Source organism: Streptomyces sp. NP160, from assembly GCF_006335115.1.
Lineage (GTDB): Bacteria > Actinomycetota > Actinomycetes > Actinomycetales > Quadrisphaeraceae > Quadrisphaera.
Genome location: NZ_VDMJ01000003.1, coordinates 189601 through 208496 on the forward strand (window position 1 = coordinate 189601; position 18896 = coordinate 208496).

19 protein-coding genes and 1 pseudogene are annotated in these 18896 nt (G+C 77.0%); 4 read left to right on the forward strand and 16 right to left on the reverse strand.

Going from position 1 to position 18896, the window contains the following annotated elements:
• Nucleotides 1-155: 155 nt before the first annotated feature.
• Nucleotides 156-884, reverse strand: a complete 729-nt coding sequence (locus tag FHN55_RS02090) for an ABC transporter permease (RefSeq protein WP_139710256.1) — start codon at nucleotides 882-884, stop codon at nucleotides 156-158.
• Between the two features lie 33 nt (nucleotides 885-917).
• A complete protein-coding gene (locus tag FHN55_RS02095) occupies nucleotides 918-1622 on the reverse strand; it encodes an ABC transporter permease (RefSeq protein WP_257570625.1) in 705 nt (234 codons plus the stop codon).
• On the opposite strand from FHN55_RS02095, the gene FHN55_RS02100 reads away from it, so the two are divergent.
• Entirely contained in the window at nucleotides 1596-2786 is a 1191-nt protein-coding gene (locus FHN55_RS02100) for an ABC transporter ATP-binding protein (protein WP_139710258.1), read from the forward strand. The two genes, FHN55_RS02095 and FHN55_RS02100, sit on opposite strands and share 27 nt — an antisense overlap.
• On the opposite strand, the gene FHN55_RS02105 is transcribed toward FHN55_RS02100, so the two are convergent.
• From FHN55_RS02105 to dacB, 9 genes are all read right to left on the reverse strand, one after another.
• Entirely contained in the window at nucleotides 2696-3271 is a 576-nt protein-coding gene (locus FHN55_RS02105) for a DUF3180 domain-containing protein (RefSeq protein ID WP_139710260.1), read from the reverse strand. The genes FHN55_RS02100 and FHN55_RS02105 overlap by 91 nt on opposite strands.
• The gene (gene folK, locus FHN55_RS24215) at nucleotides 3268-4296 is read right to left on the reverse strand and encodes a 2-amino-4-hydroxy-6-hydroxymethyldihydropteridine diphosphokinase (RefSeq protein ID WP_139710262.1); all 1029 of its coding nucleotides are present in this window, start codon (nucleotides 4294-4296) and stop codon (nucleotides 3268-3270) included. The genes FHN55_RS02105 and folK overlap by 4 nt, the downstream gene beginning before the upstream one ends.
• Nucleotides 4293-5132 carry a dihydropteroate synthase gene (folP, locus tag FHN55_RS02115; RefSeq protein WP_139710264.1) on the reverse strand — a complete coding sequence of 280 codons (840 nt, stop codon included), beginning with the start codon at nucleotides 5130-5132 and terminating at the stop codon, nucleotides 4293-4295. The genes folK and folP overlap by 4 nt, the downstream gene beginning before the upstream one ends.
• Before the next feature lie 7 nt (nucleotides 5133-5139).
• On the reverse strand, nucleotides 5140-5760 hold the full coding sequence (gene folE, locus FHN55_RS02120; RefSeq protein ID WP_139710266.1) for a GTP cyclohydrolase I FolE: 621 nt from the start codon (nucleotides 5758-5760) through the stop codon (nucleotides 5140-5142).
• A gap of 2 nt (nucleotides 5761-5762) precedes the next feature.
• Entirely contained in the window at nucleotides 5763-7790 is a 2028-nt protein-coding gene (ftsH, locus tag FHN55_RS02125; RefSeq protein ID WP_139710268.1) for an ATP-dependent zinc metalloprotease FtsH, read from the reverse strand.
• Nucleotides 7791-7968: 178 nt separating this feature from the next.
• Nucleotides 7969-8523: a hypoxanthine phosphoribosyltransferase gene (gene hpt, locus FHN55_RS02130; RefSeq protein WP_139710270.1), complete on the reverse strand. Its 555-nt coding sequence runs from the start codon at nucleotides 8521-8523 to the stop codon at nucleotides 7969-7971.
• Nucleotides 8523-9611, reverse strand: coding sequence for a tRNA lysidine(34) synthetase TilS (tilS, locus tag FHN55_RS02135; protein WP_139710272.1), 1089 nt, complete (start codon nucleotides 9609-9611; stop codon nucleotides 8523-8525). Before tilS ends, hpt begins: the two co-directional genes overlap by 1 nt.
• A 36-nt stretch (nucleotides 9612-9647) precedes the next feature.
• Entirely contained in the window at nucleotides 9648-10784 is a 1137-nt protein-coding gene (locus FHN55_RS02140; RefSeq protein ID WP_139710274.1) for a zinc-dependent metalloprotease, read from the reverse strand.
• 55 nt (nucleotides 10785-10839) lie between these two features.
• Nucleotides 10840-12381, reverse strand: a complete 1542-nt coding sequence (gene dacB / locus FHN55_RS02145) for a D-alanyl-D-alanine carboxypeptidase/D-alanyl-D-alanine-endopeptidase (protein WP_218974259.1) — start codon at nucleotides 12379-12381, stop codon at nucleotides 10840-10842.
• A 121-nt stretch (nucleotides 12382-12502) separates the two neighbouring features.
• Here dacB and FHN55_RS02150 point away from each other — a divergent pair.
• Nucleotides 12503-12991, forward strand: a pseudogene (locus FHN55_RS02150) (inorganic diphosphatase); the annotation flags it as partial.
• Nucleotides 12992-13132: 141 nt separating this feature from the next.
• Here FHN55_RS02150 and FHN55_RS02155 read toward each other — a convergent pair.
• Nucleotides 13133-14560 (reverse strand): C40 family peptidase, encoded by a 1428-nt coding sequence (locus FHN55_RS02155; RefSeq protein WP_139710280.1) that lies wholly within the window; start codon nucleotides 14558-14560, stop codon nucleotides 13133-13135.
• A gap of 126 nt (nucleotides 14561-14686) precedes the next feature.
• Nucleotides 14687-15157 carry a MarR family winged helix-turn-helix transcriptional regulator gene (locus tag FHN55_RS02160; RefSeq protein ID WP_139710282.1) on the reverse strand — a complete coding sequence of 157 codons (471 nt, stop codon included), beginning with the start codon at nucleotides 15155-15157 and terminating at the stop codon, nucleotides 14687-14689.
• A 75-nt stretch (nucleotides 15158-15232) separates the two neighbouring features.
• Between FHN55_RS02160 and FHN55_RS02165 the strand changes: the two genes are divergently transcribed.
• Nucleotides 15233-16171: a siderophore-interacting protein gene (locus tag FHN55_RS02165; RefSeq protein ID WP_139710284.1), complete on the forward strand. Its 939-nt coding sequence runs from the start codon at nucleotides 15233-15235 to the stop codon at nucleotides 16169-16171.
• 69 nt (nucleotides 16172-16240) lie between these two features.
• Here the strand turns inward: FHN55_RS02165 and FHN55_RS02170 are convergent, their stop codons facing one another.
• Both FHN55_RS02170 and FHN55_RS02175 read right to left on the reverse strand, forming a co-directional pair.
• Nucleotides 16241-16912, reverse strand: a complete 672-nt coding sequence (locus FHN55_RS02170) for a histidine phosphatase family protein (RefSeq protein ID WP_139710286.1) — start codon at nucleotides 16910-16912, stop codon at nucleotides 16241-16243.
• Nucleotides 16909-17334 carry a helix-turn-helix domain-containing protein gene (locus tag FHN55_RS02175; protein ID WP_139710288.1) on the reverse strand — a complete coding sequence of 142 codons (426 nt, stop codon included), beginning with the start codon at nucleotides 17332-17334 and terminating at the stop codon, nucleotides 16909-16911. Before FHN55_RS02175 ends, FHN55_RS02170 begins: the two co-directional genes overlap by 4 nt.
• 98 nt (nucleotides 17335-17432) lie before the next feature.
• Between FHN55_RS02175 and FHN55_RS02180 the strand changes: the two genes are divergently transcribed.
• Entirely contained in the window at nucleotides 17433-18290 is an 858-nt protein-coding gene (locus FHN55_RS02180) for an SDR family oxidoreductase (protein ID WP_139710290.1), read from the forward strand.
• Nucleotides 18291-18325: 35 nt separating this feature from the next.
• Here the strand turns inward: FHN55_RS02180 and FHN55_RS02185 are convergent.
• A partial coding sequence (locus FHN55_RS02185) for a response regulator transcription factor (protein WP_139710292.1) occupies nucleotides 18326-18896 on the reverse strand: 571 nt, incomplete at its 5' end.

Consider the following 18896-nt stretch of genomic DNA (forward strand, 5'->3'; position numbering starts at 1 on the left):
GGCGGAGCCGCGCGTGTCGGGCGGAAGCCTGCTCGGTGGCGGCTGCAGCGCGCTGCGCCCCACCCCCACCGGCCCCCGCAGTCCGCGCGGTGCTGCACGCGCGGTCCGCTCGGAATGCAACCCCATGCCGGAGCGCAGTGCGCTCCCAGGGGTGGTCACGATGTCGTAACGGAGTCCCGGTCCACCCGTCCGGACCGCTGCCGCGCAGCCCGGTGCGCCTTCGCCACGGGGTCGGCCCGGCGCCCCGCCCACGCCAGCCCGTACTCGACCGCCAGCGCGAACGCGGCGATGAGCAGCGTGCCGGCGAGCGCCGCCGACAGGTCGATCCCCGCGCTGCCCGTGGCCCGCGTGATGATGCGGCCCAGCCCCCCGAAGGCGAACAGCGCGGCGATGGACGTGGTGGCGACCACCTGGACCGCCGCCTGGCGCACGCCGTTCATGATCATGGGGGTGGCCAGCGGCAGCTCCACGCGCCGCAGCACCTCGACGTCGGACATGCCCATGCCCCGGGCGGCGTCGACGGCGCCGCGGTCGACCTCGCGCATGCCCGTGAACGCGTTGGTGAGCACGGGCGGGACGGCGAAGAGCGTGAAGCAGAGCACGAGGGTCCACCAGGTGCGGCCGAAGCCGGGCACGAGCAGGAGGATGCCGAGCAGGGCGAGCACGGGGACGGCGCGGCCGGCGTTGCCGACCTGCTGCGCCAGCACCCCCCCGCGCCCGGTGTGGCCCAGCCAGACGCCCACCGGCAGCGCCACCAGGCACGCCAGCCCGAGGGACGCGGCCGAGTAGCCGAGGTGCTGGAGGAACAGGGTCGGGACGCCCGCCTCGCCGCGCCAGTTCGCGGGGTCGGCGAACCACGCCGGGATCCCGGTGAGCCAGTCCATCAGCGCATCCCTCCCATCAGCTCCGGCCCTCCATCAGCTCCGGCCCCTGCGCCAGGGCGTGGCCAGGCGCTGCGCGCCCAGCAGGAGCAGGTCGAAGACCACCGCCATGACCACGCACAGCAGCGACGCGGTGAGCACCTGCGCGTTGAAGTTGGAGGAGTAACCCGTGGTGATGAGGTTGCCCAGCCCGCCCTGGCCGATGATCGCCCCCACGGTGGCCAGCGCCACCGTGGAGACCGCGGCCACCCGCAGCCCCGCCATCGCCGAGGGCAGCGCCAGCGGCGCCTCCACGCGCCACAGCGTCCGCCAGGACGACAGCCCCATGCCCGCCGCGGCGTCGCGCACCTCCGGGTCGACCCCGTCCAGGCCCACGAGGATGTTGCGCACGAGGATCGTCAGCGAGTAGAGGGCCAGCGCGACGACCACCGTCGTCGAGGTCAGCCCCGTCATGGGCAGCAGGAGGATGAACAGCGCCAGCGACGGGATCGTGTAGATCACGGTGGTGACGCCGAGGGTGAGGCCCCGCGCCCGCTTCACCCGGTGCGCGAGGACCGCCAGCGGCACCGCGAGCACAGCACCGGCGAGGAGGGACACCAGCACGAGGTACAGGTGCTGCCCCAGGGCCTGCAGCAGCACGTCCGAACGGGTCTCGACGTACAGCGGGCAGACCCAGTCGTTGCGCACCAGGCAGTTGTCGGGGAGGGTCGCGCTGTGGACACCAGCCGCGATCAGGGACACGGCGGGGACGCTACCCCCGGCAGCACCATCCGGCTCGACGGCGTCGAGAAGCGCTACCCGGACGGCACCCTCGCCGTCGGGCACCTCGACCTGGCCGTCGAGGCCGGCGAGATGGTGGCCCTCGTCGGCCCGAGCGGCTGCGGCAAGTCGACCACGCTGCGGATGGTCAACCGCCTCATCGAGCCCACCGCGGGCCGCATCGAGATCGGCGGGCAGGACGTCACCCGCGTCGACCCGGTGAAGCTGCGCCGGCAGATCGGCTACGTCATCCAGCGCGTCGGCCTGTTCCCCCACCTGACGGTGGCGGCCAACATCGCCACGGTCCCCCAGCTGCTGGGGTGGGACCGGAGGCGGACCGCCGCCCGCGTCGAGGAGATGCTCGAGCTGGTGGGCCTGCCCGCCTCCCAGTACGCCGACCGGTACCCGCACGAGCTGTCCGGCGGCCAGCAGCAGCGGATCGGCGTGGCCCGCGGCCTGGCGGCCGACCCGCCGGTGCTGCTCATGGACGAGCCGTTCGGCGCGGTCGACCCCATCGCCCGCGACCGCCTGCAGGGCGAGTTCCGCCGCATCCAGGCCGAGCTGCACAAGACGGTCCTCATCGTCACCCACGACATCGACGAGGCCGTCCGCCTGGCGGACCGGATCGCCGTGTTCAGCCAGGGCGGCAAGCTCGAGCAGTTCGCCGACCCCGCCACCGTGCTCGGCGCTCCCGCCAACGACTTCGTGGCCGACTTCGCCGGCTCGGACCGGGGCCTGCGCCGCCTCGCCGTCACGCCCGTGGAGGCGCAGGACCTGTCCCACCCCGCCACGGTGCTCCTCGACGACGACCTCGCCACCGTCCGCGCGGCCGTGGACGGCGCCCGCGAGCCGTACGCCGTGGTGCTCGACAGGTCCGGCGCGCTGCGGGGCTGGGTGTCGCTGCGCCACCTCGACGACGCCGCGCCCGGCACCACCGCGGCCCAGGTCGCCCGCCGGTTCGACGAGACCATCAGCGTGGGCGACACGCTCCGCAAGGGCCTGTCCGAGATCGTCCAGCACGACGCCGGGTGGCTGCCCGTGCTCGACGGCGACCGCTACGTCGGGGTGCTGACGCCCGACGGGGTGTACTCCGCGCTGCGGCGCACCTCGCCCTCGCCGAGCTCGCGGGACGACGTCCCGGTCTGACCGCCGCCCCGCCGTCCGGCCTGGCCCGGCCGGCCGCCGGCGGCGTCGTCGTCGGGGGGCAGGCGGCACCACCGCTCGACCACCACACCGGCCACGAGCAGCAGCAGGGACCCGGCCATCGCCGCGAGCGCGAGCAGCATCCGGTCGCGGCGCACCTCGATGTCCAGCATCGGCAGCAGCAGCGCGACGAAGCCCCCGTAGGCCCCGGCCAGCGCCGCACCGGTGACGCCGGCGGCCTGCGCCACCACCACGGTGCGCGCAGCGCGCAGCGCGTCGAGCGGGCGGTCGCGGTGGCCCTGGTTCCAGCGCCGCACCGGCCTGCCGACGGACAGCACGGCGAGCGCGAGGACGACGAGGAGCACCGGCACCGTCCACGGCATCGGCACGGCCGCGCCGGTGCCGTCGACCAGGTCCAGCGCCACCCAGGTGACCACGCCGGCCACCACCGCGACGACGAGCAGCACCCGGGTGCGCAGCGGGCTCACGCGCGGCCCCCGGTCGCGCCGCCCGGCAGGACCGACGACGGCGCCAGCACGACGTCGGGCCGGCTGCGCACGTCGGCCACCGCGGCGGGGTCGGCGGTGGCGAGGTCGGCGAGGACGTCCGCCACCCGGCCGGCCCCCGGCAGCAGGTCGTCAGGGGCGAGGCGGGCCCAGGGCACCAGCACGAAGGCGCGGACGCCGGCGCGCGGGTGCGGCACCTGCAGCGCCGGGCTCCCCCGCTCCGCAGGGGCGTCGTCGGCGGCCACCAGGGCCCCGCAGGTGAGGACGTCGACGTCGAGGGTGCGCGCGCCCCACCGCGGCTCCTGCGAGCGCACGCCGGCGTCGCGCCCGTGGGCGGCCTCGACGGCGCGGCAGGCGCGCAGCAGGTCCCGCGGGGACAGCGCGCACCGCAGCCGGACCACGGCGTTGAGGTAGTCCGGCTGGGGCTCCGCGCCGGGCAGGCCCACGGCGGTGGTCTCGACGACGCCGGACACGCCCACCACCTCCAGGCCGGGGACGGCGGCGAGGTCCCGCACGGCGGCGGACAGCACGGCCTCGCGCTCCCCGAGGTTGGCGCCCAGGGCCACCACCGCGTCGAACGGCCGGGCCGGGACGGCGTCGATCAGGTCCCCGCGGCGGCGGACGACGGTGATGACGACGTCGTCGAAGGGCACCTGGACGGGGGCCTGCGGCTTGTGGACGGCGACGGCGACGGCGCGCACCCCGGGGTGCGCCAGGCACGCGCCGGCCACCCGGCTCGCCAGGACCTCCACGAGCTGCACGGGCTCACCGGCGAGCACGGCCACGACGTCCGCGGCGACCACCGAGTAGTCCACGGCGTCGGACAGGTCGTCGGTCACCGCGGCGGTGAGCGTGTCGACCTGGAGGTCGACGTCGGCGGTGAAGACCTGCCCCAGCTGCCGCTCGGCGTCGAGGACCCCGTGGCGGCCGCGCGCCCGCAGCCCGCGCAGGGAGACCACGTCGCCGGACAGGGCGGTGGTGAGCAGACCCCCTCCGGACGCGGTCACGCCGCGGCCTCCGCCCAGCGGGCGGCCACGCGCACGGCGTCGGCGCTGGCCCGCACGGCGTGCACCCGCACGCCCCACGCGCCCGCGGCGGCGGCCAGCGCCGTCACGGCGGCGGTGGCGTCGTCGCGCTGCTCCGGAGGGGGTGGCGACGACGGGCCTCCGGCGCGGCCTCCCGCCTCGGCGAGCAGGGCGCCGAGGAAGCGCTTGCGGGAGGCCCCGACGAGCACGCGGCCCCACGAGCCGACCAGCTCCGGCAGCGCCGCCAGGAGGGCCCAGTCGTGCTCGGCCCGCTTGGCGAAGCCCAGCCCGGGGTCGGCGACCAGCTGCTCGGGCCGGGCACCGGCGGCCTCGAAGGCGGCCAGGCGGGCCCCCAGCTCGGCGCGGACCTCGGCGACGACGTCGTCGTACACGGCGAGGTCGTTCATGCCGGCGGAGTGGCCGCGCCAGTGGCCGACCACGCAGGTGGCGCCGGACGCGGCCACCAGGGCCGCCACCTCCGGGTCCGCCAGGCCGCCGGAGACGTCGTTGACGATCGTGGCGCCGGCCTCCAGGGCCGCCGCGGCGACCCCGGCGCGCATGGTGTCGATGCTGACGACCACGCCCCGCTCGGCCAGCGCCGCGACGACGGGCAGGACGCGGGCGAGCTCCTCGGCCTCGGTGGGCCGGGTGGCGCCCGGGCGGGTCGACTCCCCGCCCACGTCGACGACGTCGGCGCCCTGCGCGACCAGCGCGAGGCCGTGCTCGACCGCCGCGGGCGCCTGCAGGTGCCGACCGCCGTCGCTGAAGGAGTCGGGGGTGGCGTTGACCACGCCCCACACCAGCGTCCTGGCCCTCACCGGCTGCTCACCGGCCCAGCACCAGGCTCAGCGCCTCCGCGCGGGTGGTGGCGTCGCGCATTCCGCCGCGCACCGCGGACGTGGTGGTCCGGGCGCCGGGGGCCCGCACGCCGCGCACCGACATGCACAGGTGCTCGCAGTCGACGACGACGAGGACGCCGCGGGCGTGCAGGTGCTCCACCAGGGCGTCCGCCACCTGGGTGGTGAGCCGCTCCTGCACCTGGGGGCGGCGCGCGTACACGTCGACGAGGCGGGCCAGCTTGGACAGCCCCGTGATGCGCCCGTCGGCGCTCGGCACGTAGGCGACGTGCGCGACCCCGGTGAAGGGCAGCAGGTGGTGCTCGCAGACGGAGGAGACCGGGATGTCGCGGACGGCGACGATCTCGTCGTGGCCGATGTCGAACGAGGTGGCCAGCACCTCGGCCGGGTCCTGCCGGAGCCCGGCGAAGAGCTCCGCGCAGGCCCGCGCGACCCGGTCGGGCGTGGCCTGCAGGCCCTCGCGGTCGGGGTCCTCGCCGATGGCCAGGAGCAGCTCGCGCACCGCGGCGCGAGCCCGCTCGAGGTCGACCGGGGCGGCGGTGACCTCCGTGCCGGCGCCGCTGGCGGCGCCGGGGGCGGGCGCCGCCACGGTCAGGCCTGGGGGCCGGGGTCGGAGCGGAAGCCCTCGGGTCCGCGGACGCCGCCGGCGAGGTGGTCCTCGCCGGCCGCGGCGGCCTCGTCCTGGGGAGCCATGTGGTGCGCGTGCCCGTTCTGCGCGGCGGCGATCTCCTTGGGGGACATCACCGGCGGGCGCTGGTCGACGTGGCGGCGCTCGCTGGACAGCCACACCGGGCGCAGCGGGCGCTTCTGCACGGGGGCGAACACCTCGGCCAGCTGCTCGCGGTTGAGGGTCTCCTCCTCCAGCAGGCGCACCACGAGGGTGTCGAGCACCTGGCGGTGCTCCATGAGGATCTCCCAGGCCTCGTCGTGCGCGTTCTCGATGAGGCGGCGGACCTCCTCGTCGACGACGGCGGCGACGCCCTCGGAGTAGTCGCGCTCGTGGCCCATGTCGCGGCCCATGAAGACCTCGCCGCTGCCGCTGCCCAGCTTGATGGCGCCCACGCGCTCGCTCATGCCGTACTGCGTGACCATCTTGCGGGCCATGTCGGTGGCCTTCTCGATGTCGTTGCTGGCACCGGTGGTGGGGTCGTGGAAGACCAGCTCCTCCGCGACGCGACCGCCCAGCGCGTAGGCGAGCTGGTCGAGGATCTCGTTGCGGGTGGTGGAGTACTTGTCGTCCACCGGCAGCACCATCGTGTAGCCGAGCGCGCGGCCGCGCGGGAGGATCGTCACCTTGGTCACCGGGTCGGTGTGCCGCAGCGCCGCCGCCACCAGGGCGTGTCCGCCCTCGTGGTACGCGGTGATCTTCTTCTCCTTCTCGTTCATCAGCCGGGTCCGCTTCTGCGGACCGGCGATGACCCTGTCGATCGCCTCGTCGAGCTCGCGGTCCCCGATGACCTGGCCGTTGGTGCGCGCGGTGAGCAGCGCGGCCTCGTTGAGGACGTTCGCCAGGTCGGCGCCGGAGAACCCGGGGGTGCGGCGGGCCACGGCCAGCAGGTCGACGTCCGGGGCGACGGGCTTGCCCTTGGCGTGCACCTGGAGGATCTTGTGGCGGCCGTTCATGTCGGGCGCCTCGACGGCGATCTGCCGGTCGAAGCGGCCCGGGCGCAGCAGCGCCGGGTCGAGGATGTCGGGCCGGTTCGTGGCCGCGATGAGGATGACGTTGGTCTTGATGTCGAAGCCGTCCATCTCCACCAGGAGCTGGTTCAGCGTCTGCTCGCGCTCGTCGTGGCCGCCGCCCATGCCGGCGCCGCGGTGGCGGCCGACGGCGTCGATCTCGTCCACGAAGATGATCGCCGGGGCGTTGTTCTTGGCCTGCTCGAACAGGTCGCGGACGCGCGAGGCGCCGACGCCGACGAACATCTCCACGAAGTCGGAGCCGGAGATCGAGTAGAAGGGCACGCCCGCCTCACCCGCGACGGCGCGGGCCAGCAGGGTCTTGCCGGTGCCGGGCTGGCCGTAGAGCAGCACGCCCTTGGGGATCTTCGCGCCGACCGCCTGGAACTTGGCGGGCTCGGCGAGGAACTCCTTGATCTCGTGGAGCTCCTCGACGGCCTCCTCGGCGCCCGCGACGTCGGCGAAGGTGACCTTGGGGGCCTCCTTGGAGACGAGCTTGGCGCGCGACTTGCCGAACTGCATGACGCGGCTGCCGCCGCCCTGCATGTTGGCGAAGAGGAACCAGAACAGGACGAGGAACAGCAGGATCGGCAGGACCGTGATGAGGATCGAGCCGAGCACGGAGCCCTTGGGCACCTCGTCGGTCCAGTCCGTGGTGTCGTTCGCGACCGCCGTGGCGACCTCGCCGGCGCGGGCGCTGACGTAGTCGAACTGGACGTCGGTGGAGCCGTCGAGCGGCTGCTTGAGCGTGAGCTCCACCCGCTGGTCGCCGTCGATGACCTTCGCGGAGGCGACGTTGCCCTGCGCGAGCTGCTCGAGCCCGACGCGGGTGTCGATGGTGGTCGTCCGGTTGCCGGTGAAGAGCTGGCTGGCGAGGACCAGGAGCAGCAGGGCCCCGACGATCCAGACCGTCGGCCCGCGGAAGAAGCGCTTGGCGTTCATGCGTGGGTGAGGGCCGTGGCCCGTCCTCTCTGCTCTGGCTGACCGGCGCCCGACCGTACACCGCAGGCACCTGGAGCCCCGCACCGAGCGCTGGGTCCCACCAGCCCAACGGACGAGGCCGCCCCCGGTGTTCCACCCGTTCGCCCTCAGCGGACGCCCGGCCGGCGTCCAGGGGCGCTCAGGAGCTGTAGACGTGCTCCGCGAGGGTGCCGACCACGCGCAGGTTGCGGTAGCGCTCGGCGAAGTCGAGGCCGTAGCCGACGACGAAGGCGTTGGGGATGTCGAAGCCGACGTACTTCACGTCCACGGTCACCTTGGCCGCCTCCGGCTTGCGCAGGAGCGCCATGACCTCCACCGACGCCGCACCGCGCGAGCGCAGGTTCGCCACCAGCCAGGACAGGGTCAGGCCGGAGTCGATGATGTCCTCGACGATGAGCACGTCGCGGCCGAGCACGTCGCGGTCGAGGTCCTTGAGGATCCGCACCACGCCGGAGGACTTGGTGCCGGAGCCGTAGCTGGACACCGCCATCCAGTCCATCTCCGCCGGGCCGTGCAGGGCGCGGGCGAAGTCCGCCATGACCATGACGGCGCCCTTGAGCACGCCGACCAGCAGCAGGTCCCGTCCGGTGTAGTCGGCGTCGACCTGAGCGGCGATCTCGCCCAGGCGCGCGCGGATGTCGTCCTCGCCGATGAGGACGTCCGCGAGGTCGCGGCCCATGTCCTGGGCGTCCATCAGTGTCCTCCTGGTGGGGGTGGGGCCGGGGCGAACCGCAGCCTGCCACAGGTCCGCTCCCCCACCACGCGGCCGGGCAGCTGCACCGGCCCCTGGCCCCGCCAGGCCACGACGAGCGCGTCGAGGGCGAGGACGTGCTCGCGCGCCAGCTCTCCGGCGGCGGCACCGGCCTGCAGGGCCGCGGAGCGCAGGGCGCGCCGCCGCAGCGCGGCGGGCGCGGCGGACAGCCCGACGACGTCCAGCCCGACGTCCAGCCCGACGTCCAGCCCGACGTCTGGAACGGCGTCGGGACGGAGGCCGGGACCGGCGTCACGACCGTCCCCGGGGACGCCGCGGCAGCGCTCGAGCAGCTCGGCCCCCAGCTGCTCGAGCACCTCGGCGTCCTCCCGCAGCTGGTCGGCGGTGCGCGCCAGCGCCGCCGCCGCGCCGGGGCCGAGCTCGGCCTCGAGCACCGGCAGCACCCGCGAACGCACCCGCGAGCGCGTGAAGGCCGGGTCGGCGTTGGTGGGGTCCTCCCAGGGCCGCAGGCCGAGGGCCGCGCAGGCGGCGCGCGTCGTCGTCCTCGGCACTCCCAGCAGGGGGCGGCGCAGCGGGCCGCGCCGCGCCGGCATGCCCGCCAGCGACCGCGCCCCCGAGCCGCGCGCCAGGCCCAGGAGCACCTGCTCGGCCTGGTCGTCGAGGGTGTGCCCGAGCAGCACGGCCGCTGCGCCGGTGCGCTGCGCGACGTCCGCCAGCGCACCCAGCCGGGCGTCCCGCGCCGCGGCCTCCGGCCCGTCGTGGCCGCGGGGCACGCCGACCTCGACGACGACGACGGGGTCGAGGCCGAGCGAGGCGCACGCGGCCCCGGCCCCGGCGGCGGCCTCGGCGGAGCCGGGCTGGAGGCCGTGGTCGACGACCACGGCCCCCGCGCGCCAGGGCGCCCGCCCCCGCCCTCCCTCAGCGGCGAGCCAGCCCGCCGCCGCGGCGAGGGCCAGGGAGTCGGCGCCGCCGCTGCAGGCCACGAGCACCAGCGCACCGGCGGGCACGTCGGCGCACGCCGTGCGGACCGCGGAGCGGACGGCGGCGACCGCCGGGTGCGGGCCCGTCACGCCGCCACCCCTGCGACCGGTCGCCTGCGCACGGCGTCAGCCGTGGACGCGGCGCACCCAGGCGGCCGGGTCGGCCACCTCCTCCGGGCGCGGCAGCGCCGCCGGGGAGCTCCAGACGGCGTTGAACCCGCCCGTGCCGACCTGCGCCACCACGCCCCGGACGAAGCGGGCGCCGTCGGCGTACTGGCGCAGCTTGGCCTCCAGGCCCAGGCCGTGGCGCAGGAGGGTGTCGAGCAGGCCCCGGCTGGAGCCGCGGCGGGCGGTGAACTTCCGGCGGATGGTCGCGACGGTGGGGATGACGGAGGGGCCGACGTCGTCCATGACCACGTCGGCGTGGCCCTCCAGCAGCGCCATCACGGCGGTGACCTCGGCCAGCGACCGGCGCTGCTCGACGGTGGTCGCCAGGTCGAGCAGCCCCGCCCCGGAGCCGCTGCCGGAGCCGCGCACGCCGTCAACGGCGCCGCGCAGGCCCCGGAGGGCCTGCGCCACCCGCTCCGCCCCGGCGCCCGGTCCGCGGAGCACGTCCCCCGACAGCGCGCGGGCTCGTCCGCGCAGGTGGTCGGCCAGCCACGGGGCGGCGGCGAACTGCACCCGGTGGGTCTCCTCGTGCAGGCACACCCAGCGCGCGAAGTCGCGCAGGTCCAGGCCCAGCTCGCGCTGCACCGCCAGGACGTTGGGCGCCACCACGAGCAGGTCACCGGTGCCGGGCCCCTCGCCGAGGGCGTCGTACTGGCCCAGCACCCGGGAGCTGAGCAGGGCCAGCAGCGAGCCCAGCTGGACCCCGGTGACGCGGCGCGCGACGCCCAGCCCGCGCAGGGACCCGCGCGCCGCCCGCGCCCGGCGCTCGTCGAGGGCCTCGTCGACCACGGGCGAGAGCAGGCTGGCGAAGGAGGCGACGTTGGCGCGCGCCCACGCCCCGCGCTCCACCACGCGGGCGGGCGGACCGGCGGGCACGAGGAGCTGGCTGACGCGGGCCACGTGCGGCGGGCTCTCGGCGGCGGCGGCGCGGACGAGGTCCACCACGCGCCGGGCCTCGGACGGGCTGACCTGGGGTCCGGGGCGCACGAGGCGGGTGGCGGTGCGCGCGGCGAGGTCCCAGTCGACGAGCCGGTCGTCCCGGCGGTCGTCGGGGCGGTCGTCGGGGCCGTCGTCCTGCTGCTCCGGGCCCGCCACCCCCACACCGTAGGCGCTCGGGCCGGGGAGGGCCGTGGGGCGCCCGGTGGGCGCCTCAGCCGGTGCGGCAGCCGCAGCCGGCCAGCGCCGCCGCCACGGCGTCCAGCGCCTGCCGGGAGGGGGCGGTCGCGCCGGTGCCGTCGGCGAGGACGGCGAAGGCGAGCAGCCGCCCGTCGGCGTCGACGACCGTGCCGACCAGGCTGCTGACCCCGGTCAGGGAGCCGGTCTTGGCGCGGACGAGCCCGGCGGCGGCCGTGGAGCCGCCCTCGAAGCGCTCGGCCAGCGTGCCGCTGAGCCCGCCGACGGGCATGGCCTCCAGCAGCGGCGCCGCGCCGGGCTGACGGGCTGCGGTGCTCAGCGCCGAGGTGAACACGGCGGCCGGGACCTGCGAGCCCGCGCCGAGACCGCTGCCGTCCACGAGGACCGCGCCGGTTGTGTCCACCCCCGCCGCCCGCGCCTGCTCCAGCACCGCCTGCGCCGAGGCCGCGAAGCCGGGCGGGCGGCCGGTGGCCTGGCCCACCAGGCGCGCCAGCGCCTCCGCGACGGTGTTGTCGCTCTCCGCGAGCGCGTCGGCCACGACGTCCACCAGCGGCGCCGACCTGACCTCCCCCAGCACCGCGCTGGCGGCGGGCGCCGGGCCGCCGCGGACGACGGCGGCGGGGTCGGCCCGCACGCCGCGCTGCGCGAGCAGGGAGGCGAGCGTCCGCGCGACGTCGAGGGCGGGGTCCAGCGAGCGGGGGGCGTAGTTGGCCGGGGTGGCCCGGCCGGCGTCGAGGGCCACCGACGTCAGCGGTGCGACGTAGCCGGCCGCGACGTCACCGCTGCCCCAGCCCGCCTCCACCTGGGGGGACCCGCCGGTGAGGGAGTCGTCGAGCACCACGGTGGCGCTCGTGGTCCCCTGCGCCCGCAGGGACGCCGCGACGGCGTCGGCGAGGTCGGCCAGGCCGGCCCGCCCCACCGTGGCGGCGGGGTCCCCGCGGCCCGCGGTGAGCAGCTGGTCGCCGCCGCCGACGAGCACCACCTGACCGGGGGCGGCGCCCGCGACCACGCGCGTGGGGAGCGTGGCGTCGGGGCCGAGCGCGTGCAGGGCCGCCGTGGCCGTCAGCACCTTCGCCACGGAGGCGGGCACCTGCGGCTGGGAGGCGCCGGAGTCGAGCAGCACCTGCCCGGTGGTGGCGTCGACGACGCTGGCCGTGGCGCTGCCGCGCAGCGCCGGGGCGGCCAGCAGGGGGTCGAGCGCGGCGGCCAGGGCCGCGGGGTCGGGCCGGGGCGCGGCCGGGTCGAGCGCGGCCAGCGCCCCCGGCGGGGCGGGGCGGGCCGCGGCGCCCGGCGGGACCGCCGGTGCGGGCGCGGTCGGCTCGGGGGCCAGGGTCAGCACCCCCGGGGCGGCGTCGGCGGCGTCGGCCACCGCGTACCCGCCGAGCAGGAGCGCGACGGCTGCGGCGGCCCCGCCGACGAGCAGCCTCCGCCGGCGCGCGGGCCGCTGCACCGGCACAGGCCGCGGGTCGGTCGAGGCGGGTGGCGCGGGGGCCGCCCCGCGGGGCGCGTCGTCGTCCTGGGGCGCCGGCTCGGCGGTGCGCTCGGGTGGACCTGCCACGGGCTCCTCGTCTCGCCTGTCCTGCGTGCGGGACACTACGGCCCAGCGGGCCGCGCGGAGCGGCCGATCCGCCCGGGGCAGCCGCCGTGTCGGGGGGCGCAGGACAGACCTGGAGGTCGCCGTGGAGTTCGACGTCACGATCGAGATCCCGCGCGGGTCGCGGAACAAGTACGAGGTCGACCACACGACGGGTCGCATCAAGCTCGACCGGATGCTCTTCACGGCCACGCGGTACCCGGCCGACTACGGGTTCATCGAGGGCACGCTCGGCGAGGACGGCGACCCGCTCGACGCGCTGGTGCTGCTGGAGGAGCCGACGTTCCCGGGCTGCGTGGTGCGCTGCCGCGCCATCGGCATGTTCCACATGCGCGACGAGGCCGGCGGCGACGACAAGGTCATGTGCATCCCCGCGGGCGACCCGCGCATGGACCACCTGCAGGACCTGCAGGACATCGGCGAGTTCCACCGCCTGGAGATCCAGCACTTCTTCGAGACCTACAAGGACCTCGAGCCCGGCAAGTCCGTCGAGGGAGCCCACTGGGTGGGCCGCGCCGAGGCCGAGGCCGAGATCCAGAACTCCGTGCAGCGCCTGGCCGAGCACGACGGCCACCTGACGTCGGGCTCGGACGCGGGCCAGCGCCCGGACGTGCGCGCCAAGGTCGGGCACGGCCCGGCGGCGGACGCCCCGCAGCAGGGCTGACCACCGCCGGGCGCACGCCGGCGGGACCCGCCCGACCCGGGCCGGGGGGGCTCAGACCCTCCCGGCCCAGGTCATGGAGCTCGCGTACCGCACGCCGGTCTCCCGCACGTCCAGCCCGGCGCGGGGCGCCTCGACCATCTCCCCGCCGCCGGCGTAGATCGCCACGTGGTAGACGGTGGAGGGGTCGTCCGGGTCCGTGCCGTAGAAGATCAGGTCCCCCGGGCGCAGGTCGTCGTAGGAGATCTTCCGGACCGCCCGGTACTGCTGCGAGGAGGTGCGCGGCAGGGACACGCCCGCCGCCCGGTAGGCGGCGCCGGTCAGGCCGGAGCAGTCCCAGCTGTCGGGTCCGGTGCCACCCCACTCGTAGGGGTCGCCGATCTGCGTGCGCGCCCAGGCCAGCGCCGAGGCGGCCTGGGAGGAGCTGGCGGAGGAGCTGCCCGCGGGCACCGGCGCAGACCCGCCGGAGGACCCGCTGCCGGAGGACCCGGACGCGCTCGAGGAGCCGCTGCCGGACGCACCCGACCCGCCCCCCGAGCGCGACGGAGCAGAGGAGCCCGAGCCGCCGGACGAGCTCGACGACGACGAGCCGGCGGGTCCGGCGGACGCCTGGCGACGGGCGCGGTCGGCGCGGGCCGCGGCGTCGGCGGCGGCTGCGGCCTGCGCGGCCAGCCCGGCCTGGCGCTGGGCGGCCAGCGCGGTGCTGATCCCCTGCAGCTGCGCGAGCTGGGCCACCAGCTCGGTGCTGCGCTGCTGGGTGGTGGCGACCATGGCGGTCGCGGTGCCGGCGGCGCTGCTGGCGGCGTCGCGGGCCTCGGTGGCCGCGGTCGCGGCCTCCTGCTGCTGCTCCAGGGCCCGGACGGACTGCTGCTGCAGCAGCGAGGCCACCGACTCGGCGGCGCGCAGCTGCTCGTAGGCGTGGTCGGCGCTCTGGGAGACGGCGTCGAGCAGGGCCGCCCGGTCCAGGAGGTCCTGCGGGCCGTCGGCCGACATGAAGGCCGAGACGCGGTCCAGCCCACCGCCGCTGCGGTAGCTGCCGGCGGCCAGCCGGCCGACGGCGGCTCGGGCCTCACCGGCGCGCGCCCGGGCGTCTGCGGCCTCCGCCCCAGCCGCCTGCGCGGCGGTGGTGCGGGTGGCGAGCTCGGCCTCGGCGGCGTCGTAGGCCTCGGCGGCCAGGGCGGCCTGGACCTGGGCGGCCTCCAGCGCGGCCTGCGCGGCCTCCAGCTGGGCCCGCACGGCGGCGACCTGCCCGGCCTTGTCGCCGGCGGCTGCGCGGGCGGCGTCGACCTGGGCCTGGCTGGGGGTTCGAGGAGCGGCGGCGGCGGGACCGGAGCCGGTGGGCTGCAGGCCCAGGGCGAGCCCGACGACGAGCAGGGCGCCGGTGGTGCGGGCCGCGCGGGTGCGGCCCCCGCGGCGCTGCGCAGCAGGAGCGGCCGGGCCCGCCGCAGGCAGGCGTCCGCTGTCAGAGCTGCATCCGTGCACGCTGGTGCATCGGCGGTCCGCGGTGCCGCCTTGAGCGGTGGCGCGCGGGTCCGAGCAGGGCGGAGGTGCTGCTCAGGCGGCGCCGGGCGGCGGTCCGGCCGCGGGGCGCGCCAGCCGGGTGGGACCTCAGTCGGTCGGCGCGACCTCGGGTGCGTCCTCGGCGGGGGAGGGCAGCGCGTTGAAGCGGCCGAGCAGTCCGGCGAGCAGCTCGACGTCGTCCTCGGTCCAGGAGGAGAGGCGCTCGAGGAAGTGCGCGCGGCGCACGGCCTGCACGCGCTCGACCTGCTCGCGCCCCGACGGCGTGAGCCGGACCAGCTGGGCGCGGGCGTCGTCGGCGTCGCGCGAGCGCTCGATGAGGCCCAGGCGCTCCAGGGTGGCCAGCTGCCGCGAGATGGTGGGCTTGCCGATGCCCAGGTAGCTGGCGAGGTCCGTCGCCCGGGCGCCGTCGGAGGAGAGGACGCGCAGCAGCAGCCCGTAGGCGCCGGGCTCCAGCTCGGGGTGCAGGTCGCGCGCCAGCTGCCCGGAGATCCCGCGGGCTCGGCGCAGCAGGACCGCGAACTCGCGCTCGAGGTGCTCAGCAGCTCCAGGGCTCACCATGCCCCGATCATGTCAGGGGACGGGGTGGGCAGCAGGCCTGGCCCTCGAGCAGCCGGTGAGGTTAGCCTGCCCTTCATGGACGCCCCCGCCTACCGGACCTTCGCGGTGGAGGTCAGCCGCGTGCAGCGGCTCTGCCCGAGCTTCGTGCGCATCACCTTCAGCGGCGACGACCTGGTGGGCTTCGGGGCGTGCGGCGCCGACCAGCGGATCAAGGTGGTGCTGCCCGCCCCCGGGACCACCGCGGCGCACCTGGTGGAGACCTGCCGCGGCTGGGGCGATGACTGGTACCCGCACTGGCTCCGGGCCCCCGAGGACTCGCGGCCGCTGCTGCGCACCTACACCGTGCGCGCCGCGAGGCCGTCGCGCGGCGAGGTCGACGTCGACTTCGTCCTCCACGGCACCGGGAGCGCGCCGGGCCACGGCAGCGGTCCCGCCTCGCGCTGGGCGGCCGGCGCCCGCACCGGCGACCGCCTCGTGGTGGTCGGTCCGGACCGCCCCGGCCAGGGGCGCGCCTGGGGCCGCGAGTGGGCTCCCCCGCCCGGTGGCCGCCTGCTGCTGGCCGGCGACGAGACCGCGGTGCCGGCCGTCTGCGCGGTCCTGGAGGCGCTCGAGCCGGAGGCGGCGCTGCGCACGGTGGCCCTGCTCGAGGTGCCCTGCCCCGAGGACGCCCTGCAGCCGGTCGCCTCCGGCGGCGCGCAGGTGCGCTGGCTGCCGCGGCGCGGCCCGCTGGGCGAGGCTCCGCACGGCTCCCTGCTGGTGGGGGCCGTGGCCTCCCTGCTCGCCGGCCAGCGGCCCGTGGCCCTGGACCGCCGGGACGCGCAGGACGACGACGTGGACCTCGACCTGCTCTGGGACGTCCCCGAGGCCGTGGGCAGCGGCGACCTCTACGCGTGGGTGGCCGGCGAGGCGGGCGTGGTCCGGGACGTGCGGCGCCTGGTGAAGGCAGCCGGGCTGCCGAAGGCGTCGCTGGCCGCGATGGGCTACTGGCGCGCGGGGCGCACCGAGGCCGCCTGACGCGGTCCGCTGGTCCGCTGGTCCGCTGGTCCGCTGGTCCGCTGGTCCGCTGGTCCGCTGGTCAGGGCCTCACCACATCACGGGCTCGGCCGCCGGACCGGACTCCTCCACCGGCGCGGTGGGGGCGCCGAAGGGCTCGCCCGCGTAGCTGACGGTCCGCCAGCCCTGCCACGGGTCGCCCTCGACCACGACGACCCCCGTGTTGAGCAGGGGGTTGGACGCGGCGAAGTCCGCGCCCACGCCGGCGCGCGCCGCCACCCACGCCCGGATGGCGCCGCCGTGGCTGACCACCACGGCCGCGCCGTCGTCACCGGCCGCGGCGACCGAGGCGGCGGCGGCTCCGACGCCGGCGTCGATGCGGGCCAGCACCTCGTGCCCGGTGGGGCCGCCGGGCAGGTGCGCGCCCGGGTCGCCGGCGGCCCAGGCGAAGGCCACGCGCAGGTACTCGCGCACCGACTCCTCGTCGGTGCGGCCCTCGAGGTCCCCGGCGTCCAGCTCGCGCAGGCCGTCGTGCACCTGGACCGCCAGGCCGCGGTCGTGGGCCAGCGGCGTGGCGGTGAGCTGCGCCCTCGCCGCGCTGGAGGCCCACAGGGCGTCGACGCGCTCGTGCCGCAGGGTGACCACCAGGGCGCGCGCCTGCTCCTCGCCCAGCGGCGTCAGCCCGGGCCCGGGCGTCTTCGTGTCGAGCTTGTGGACCAGGTTGGACGGGGTCTGGCCGTGGCGGACGAGGATCAGCCTCACGCGCCGACCCTCCCACGGGCGGGCACCGCCGCGCCCGCCCGGCCCTCGTGCCCGGCCCGCGCCGCCAGCACCTCGGGCACGGAGTCCTCGAGGACCTCGACCAGGGCCCGGAGGCGCTCGGCGATGCGCTGGCCCAGCGGCGTCAGCGTGTACTCGACGTGCGGCGGGATGCTCGTCACCACCTCGCGCGCCACGAGGCCGTCGCGCTCGAGCGCCTGGAGGGTCTGCGACAGCATCTTCTCGCTCACGCCGTCCACGCGGCGCCGCAGCGCGCCGAAGCGCGCGGTGCCGTCGGCCAGGGCGAGCACGGCCAGGGTGCCCCAGCGCCCGGTGACGTCGGCCAGGAGCGAGCGCGAGGGGCAGGCCCGGGCGAAGACGTCGACGACGAGGGCCTGGTCGTCGTCCTCGGTGGTCGCGCTCACGCGCCGATGCTACTGCGCGGCGGAACCGCTTGCACTTACCTTTGGTTAGTGCTGCATGATGGGAGGCGCAGTCGAGAGATCCACCCGAGGAGGACGCTGTGCCCACCTACGCCGTCACCGGAGCCACCGGCCCGTTCGGCCACCACGCCGTGGAGGAGCTGCTGCGCCGCGGCACCGCCCCGGGCGACGTCGTCGCCCTGGTCCGCAACCCCGCCAGGGCCGCCGACCTGGCCGAGCGAGGCGTCGTGGTCCGCGAGTTCGACTACGACCGCCCGGAGACCCTCGCGCCGGCCCTGGCCGGCGTCGACGCCCTGCTCCTCGTCTCCGGCAGCGCCATCGGGCAGCGCGAGCGCCAGCACGGGGCCGTCATCGACGCCGCCGTCGCCGCCGGGGTGGGCCGGATCGCCTACACCTCGGTGCTGCGCGCCGACAGCACGGACCTGCCGGTCGCCCCCGAGCACGTCGCCACCGAGCGCCTGCTCGCCGCCTCGGGCATCCCCACCGCGCTGCTGCGCAACGGCTGGTACACGGAGAACTACGCCGGCCTGCTCGGCCAGGCGGAGGCCACCGGCTCGATCGCCAGCGCCACGCGCGGAGCCTCGGTGAGCCCCGCCACCCGGGCCGACCTCGCCGCCGCAGCCGCCGCGGCCCTCCTGGACGAGACCAGCGCCGGGCGCACCTACGAGCTGGGCGGCCCGTCCTTCACGCTGGACGAGCTGGCCGCCGCCTCCTCCCGCGTCCTGGGCCGCGAGGTGGTGCACCACGAGGTCACCCCCGAGCAGCTGTCCGAGGGCCTGGTCGCCGCGGGGCTCGACGAGGGCACCGCCGGCTTCCTGGTCGCCGTCGACGTCGCCACCGCCGGCGGCGCGCTGCAGGTCGACACCGCCGACCTGCAGGAGCTCCTCGGCCGCCCGGCCACCGGGCTGGACAAGGCCCTGCGGGCCGCACGCCCCTGACGCCGCCTCCCCCGGCGGCGCCCGCCGCCGGGGGGTCAGGCCCCCGTCGCCCGCAGGTAGGCCACGGCCGCCAGCACCCGTCGGTGGTCGGCCTGCGACGGCGGCAGCCCGAGCTTGGTGAAGATGCTCGCCACGTGCTTCTCCACGGCCCCCTCGGAGACCACGAGGGCGTCGCGGATGGCGGCGTTCGACCGGCCCTCGGCCACCAGCGCGAGCACCTCGCGCTCGCGGGGGGTGAGCGCTGCCAGCGGGTCGTCACGACGCCGGCGCGCCAGCAGCTGCGCGACCACTTCTGGGTCGAGGGACGTCCCACCTGCGGCGACGGCGTCCAGCGCGCTCGTGAGGGCGTCGAGGTCCGCCACCCGGTCCTTGAGCAGGTAGGCCACGCCGCCGCGCCCGTCACCGAGGAGGTCCGCGGCGTAGGAGGCCTCGACGTACTGCGAGAGCACCACCACCGCCAGGCCCGGCCGGAGGCGCCTGGCCTCGACAGCGGCGCGCAGGCCGTCGTCGGTGTGGCCCGGCGGCATCCTCACGTCGACGACGGCGACGTCGGGCGCGTGCTCCACGACGGCACGGAGCAGGGACGGGGCGTCGCCGACGGCGGCG

Excerpts from the sequence above, each read along its gene's own strand:
- ftsH (WP_139710268.1), bottom strand. The coding sequence starts at position 7,790 with ATGAACGCCAAGCGCTTCTTCCGCGGGCCGACGGTCTGGATCGTCGGG.
- FHN55_RS02090 (WP_139710256.1), bottom strand. The coding sequence starts at position 884 with ATGGACTGGCTCACCGGGATCCCGGCGTGGTTCGCCGACCCCGCGAAC.
- hpt (WP_139710270.1), bottom strand. The coding sequence starts at position 8,523 with ATGGACGCCCAGGACATGGGCCGCGACCTCGCGGACGTCCTCATCGGC.
- FHN55_RS02160 (WP_139710282.1), bottom strand. The coding sequence starts at position 15,157 with ATGGTGAGCCCTGGAGCTGCTGAGCACCTCGAGCGCGAGTTCGCGGTC.
- FHN55_RS02165 (WP_139710284.1), top strand. The coding sequence starts at position 15,233 with ATGGACGCCCCCGCCTACCGGACCTTCGCGGTGGAGGTCAGCCGCGTG.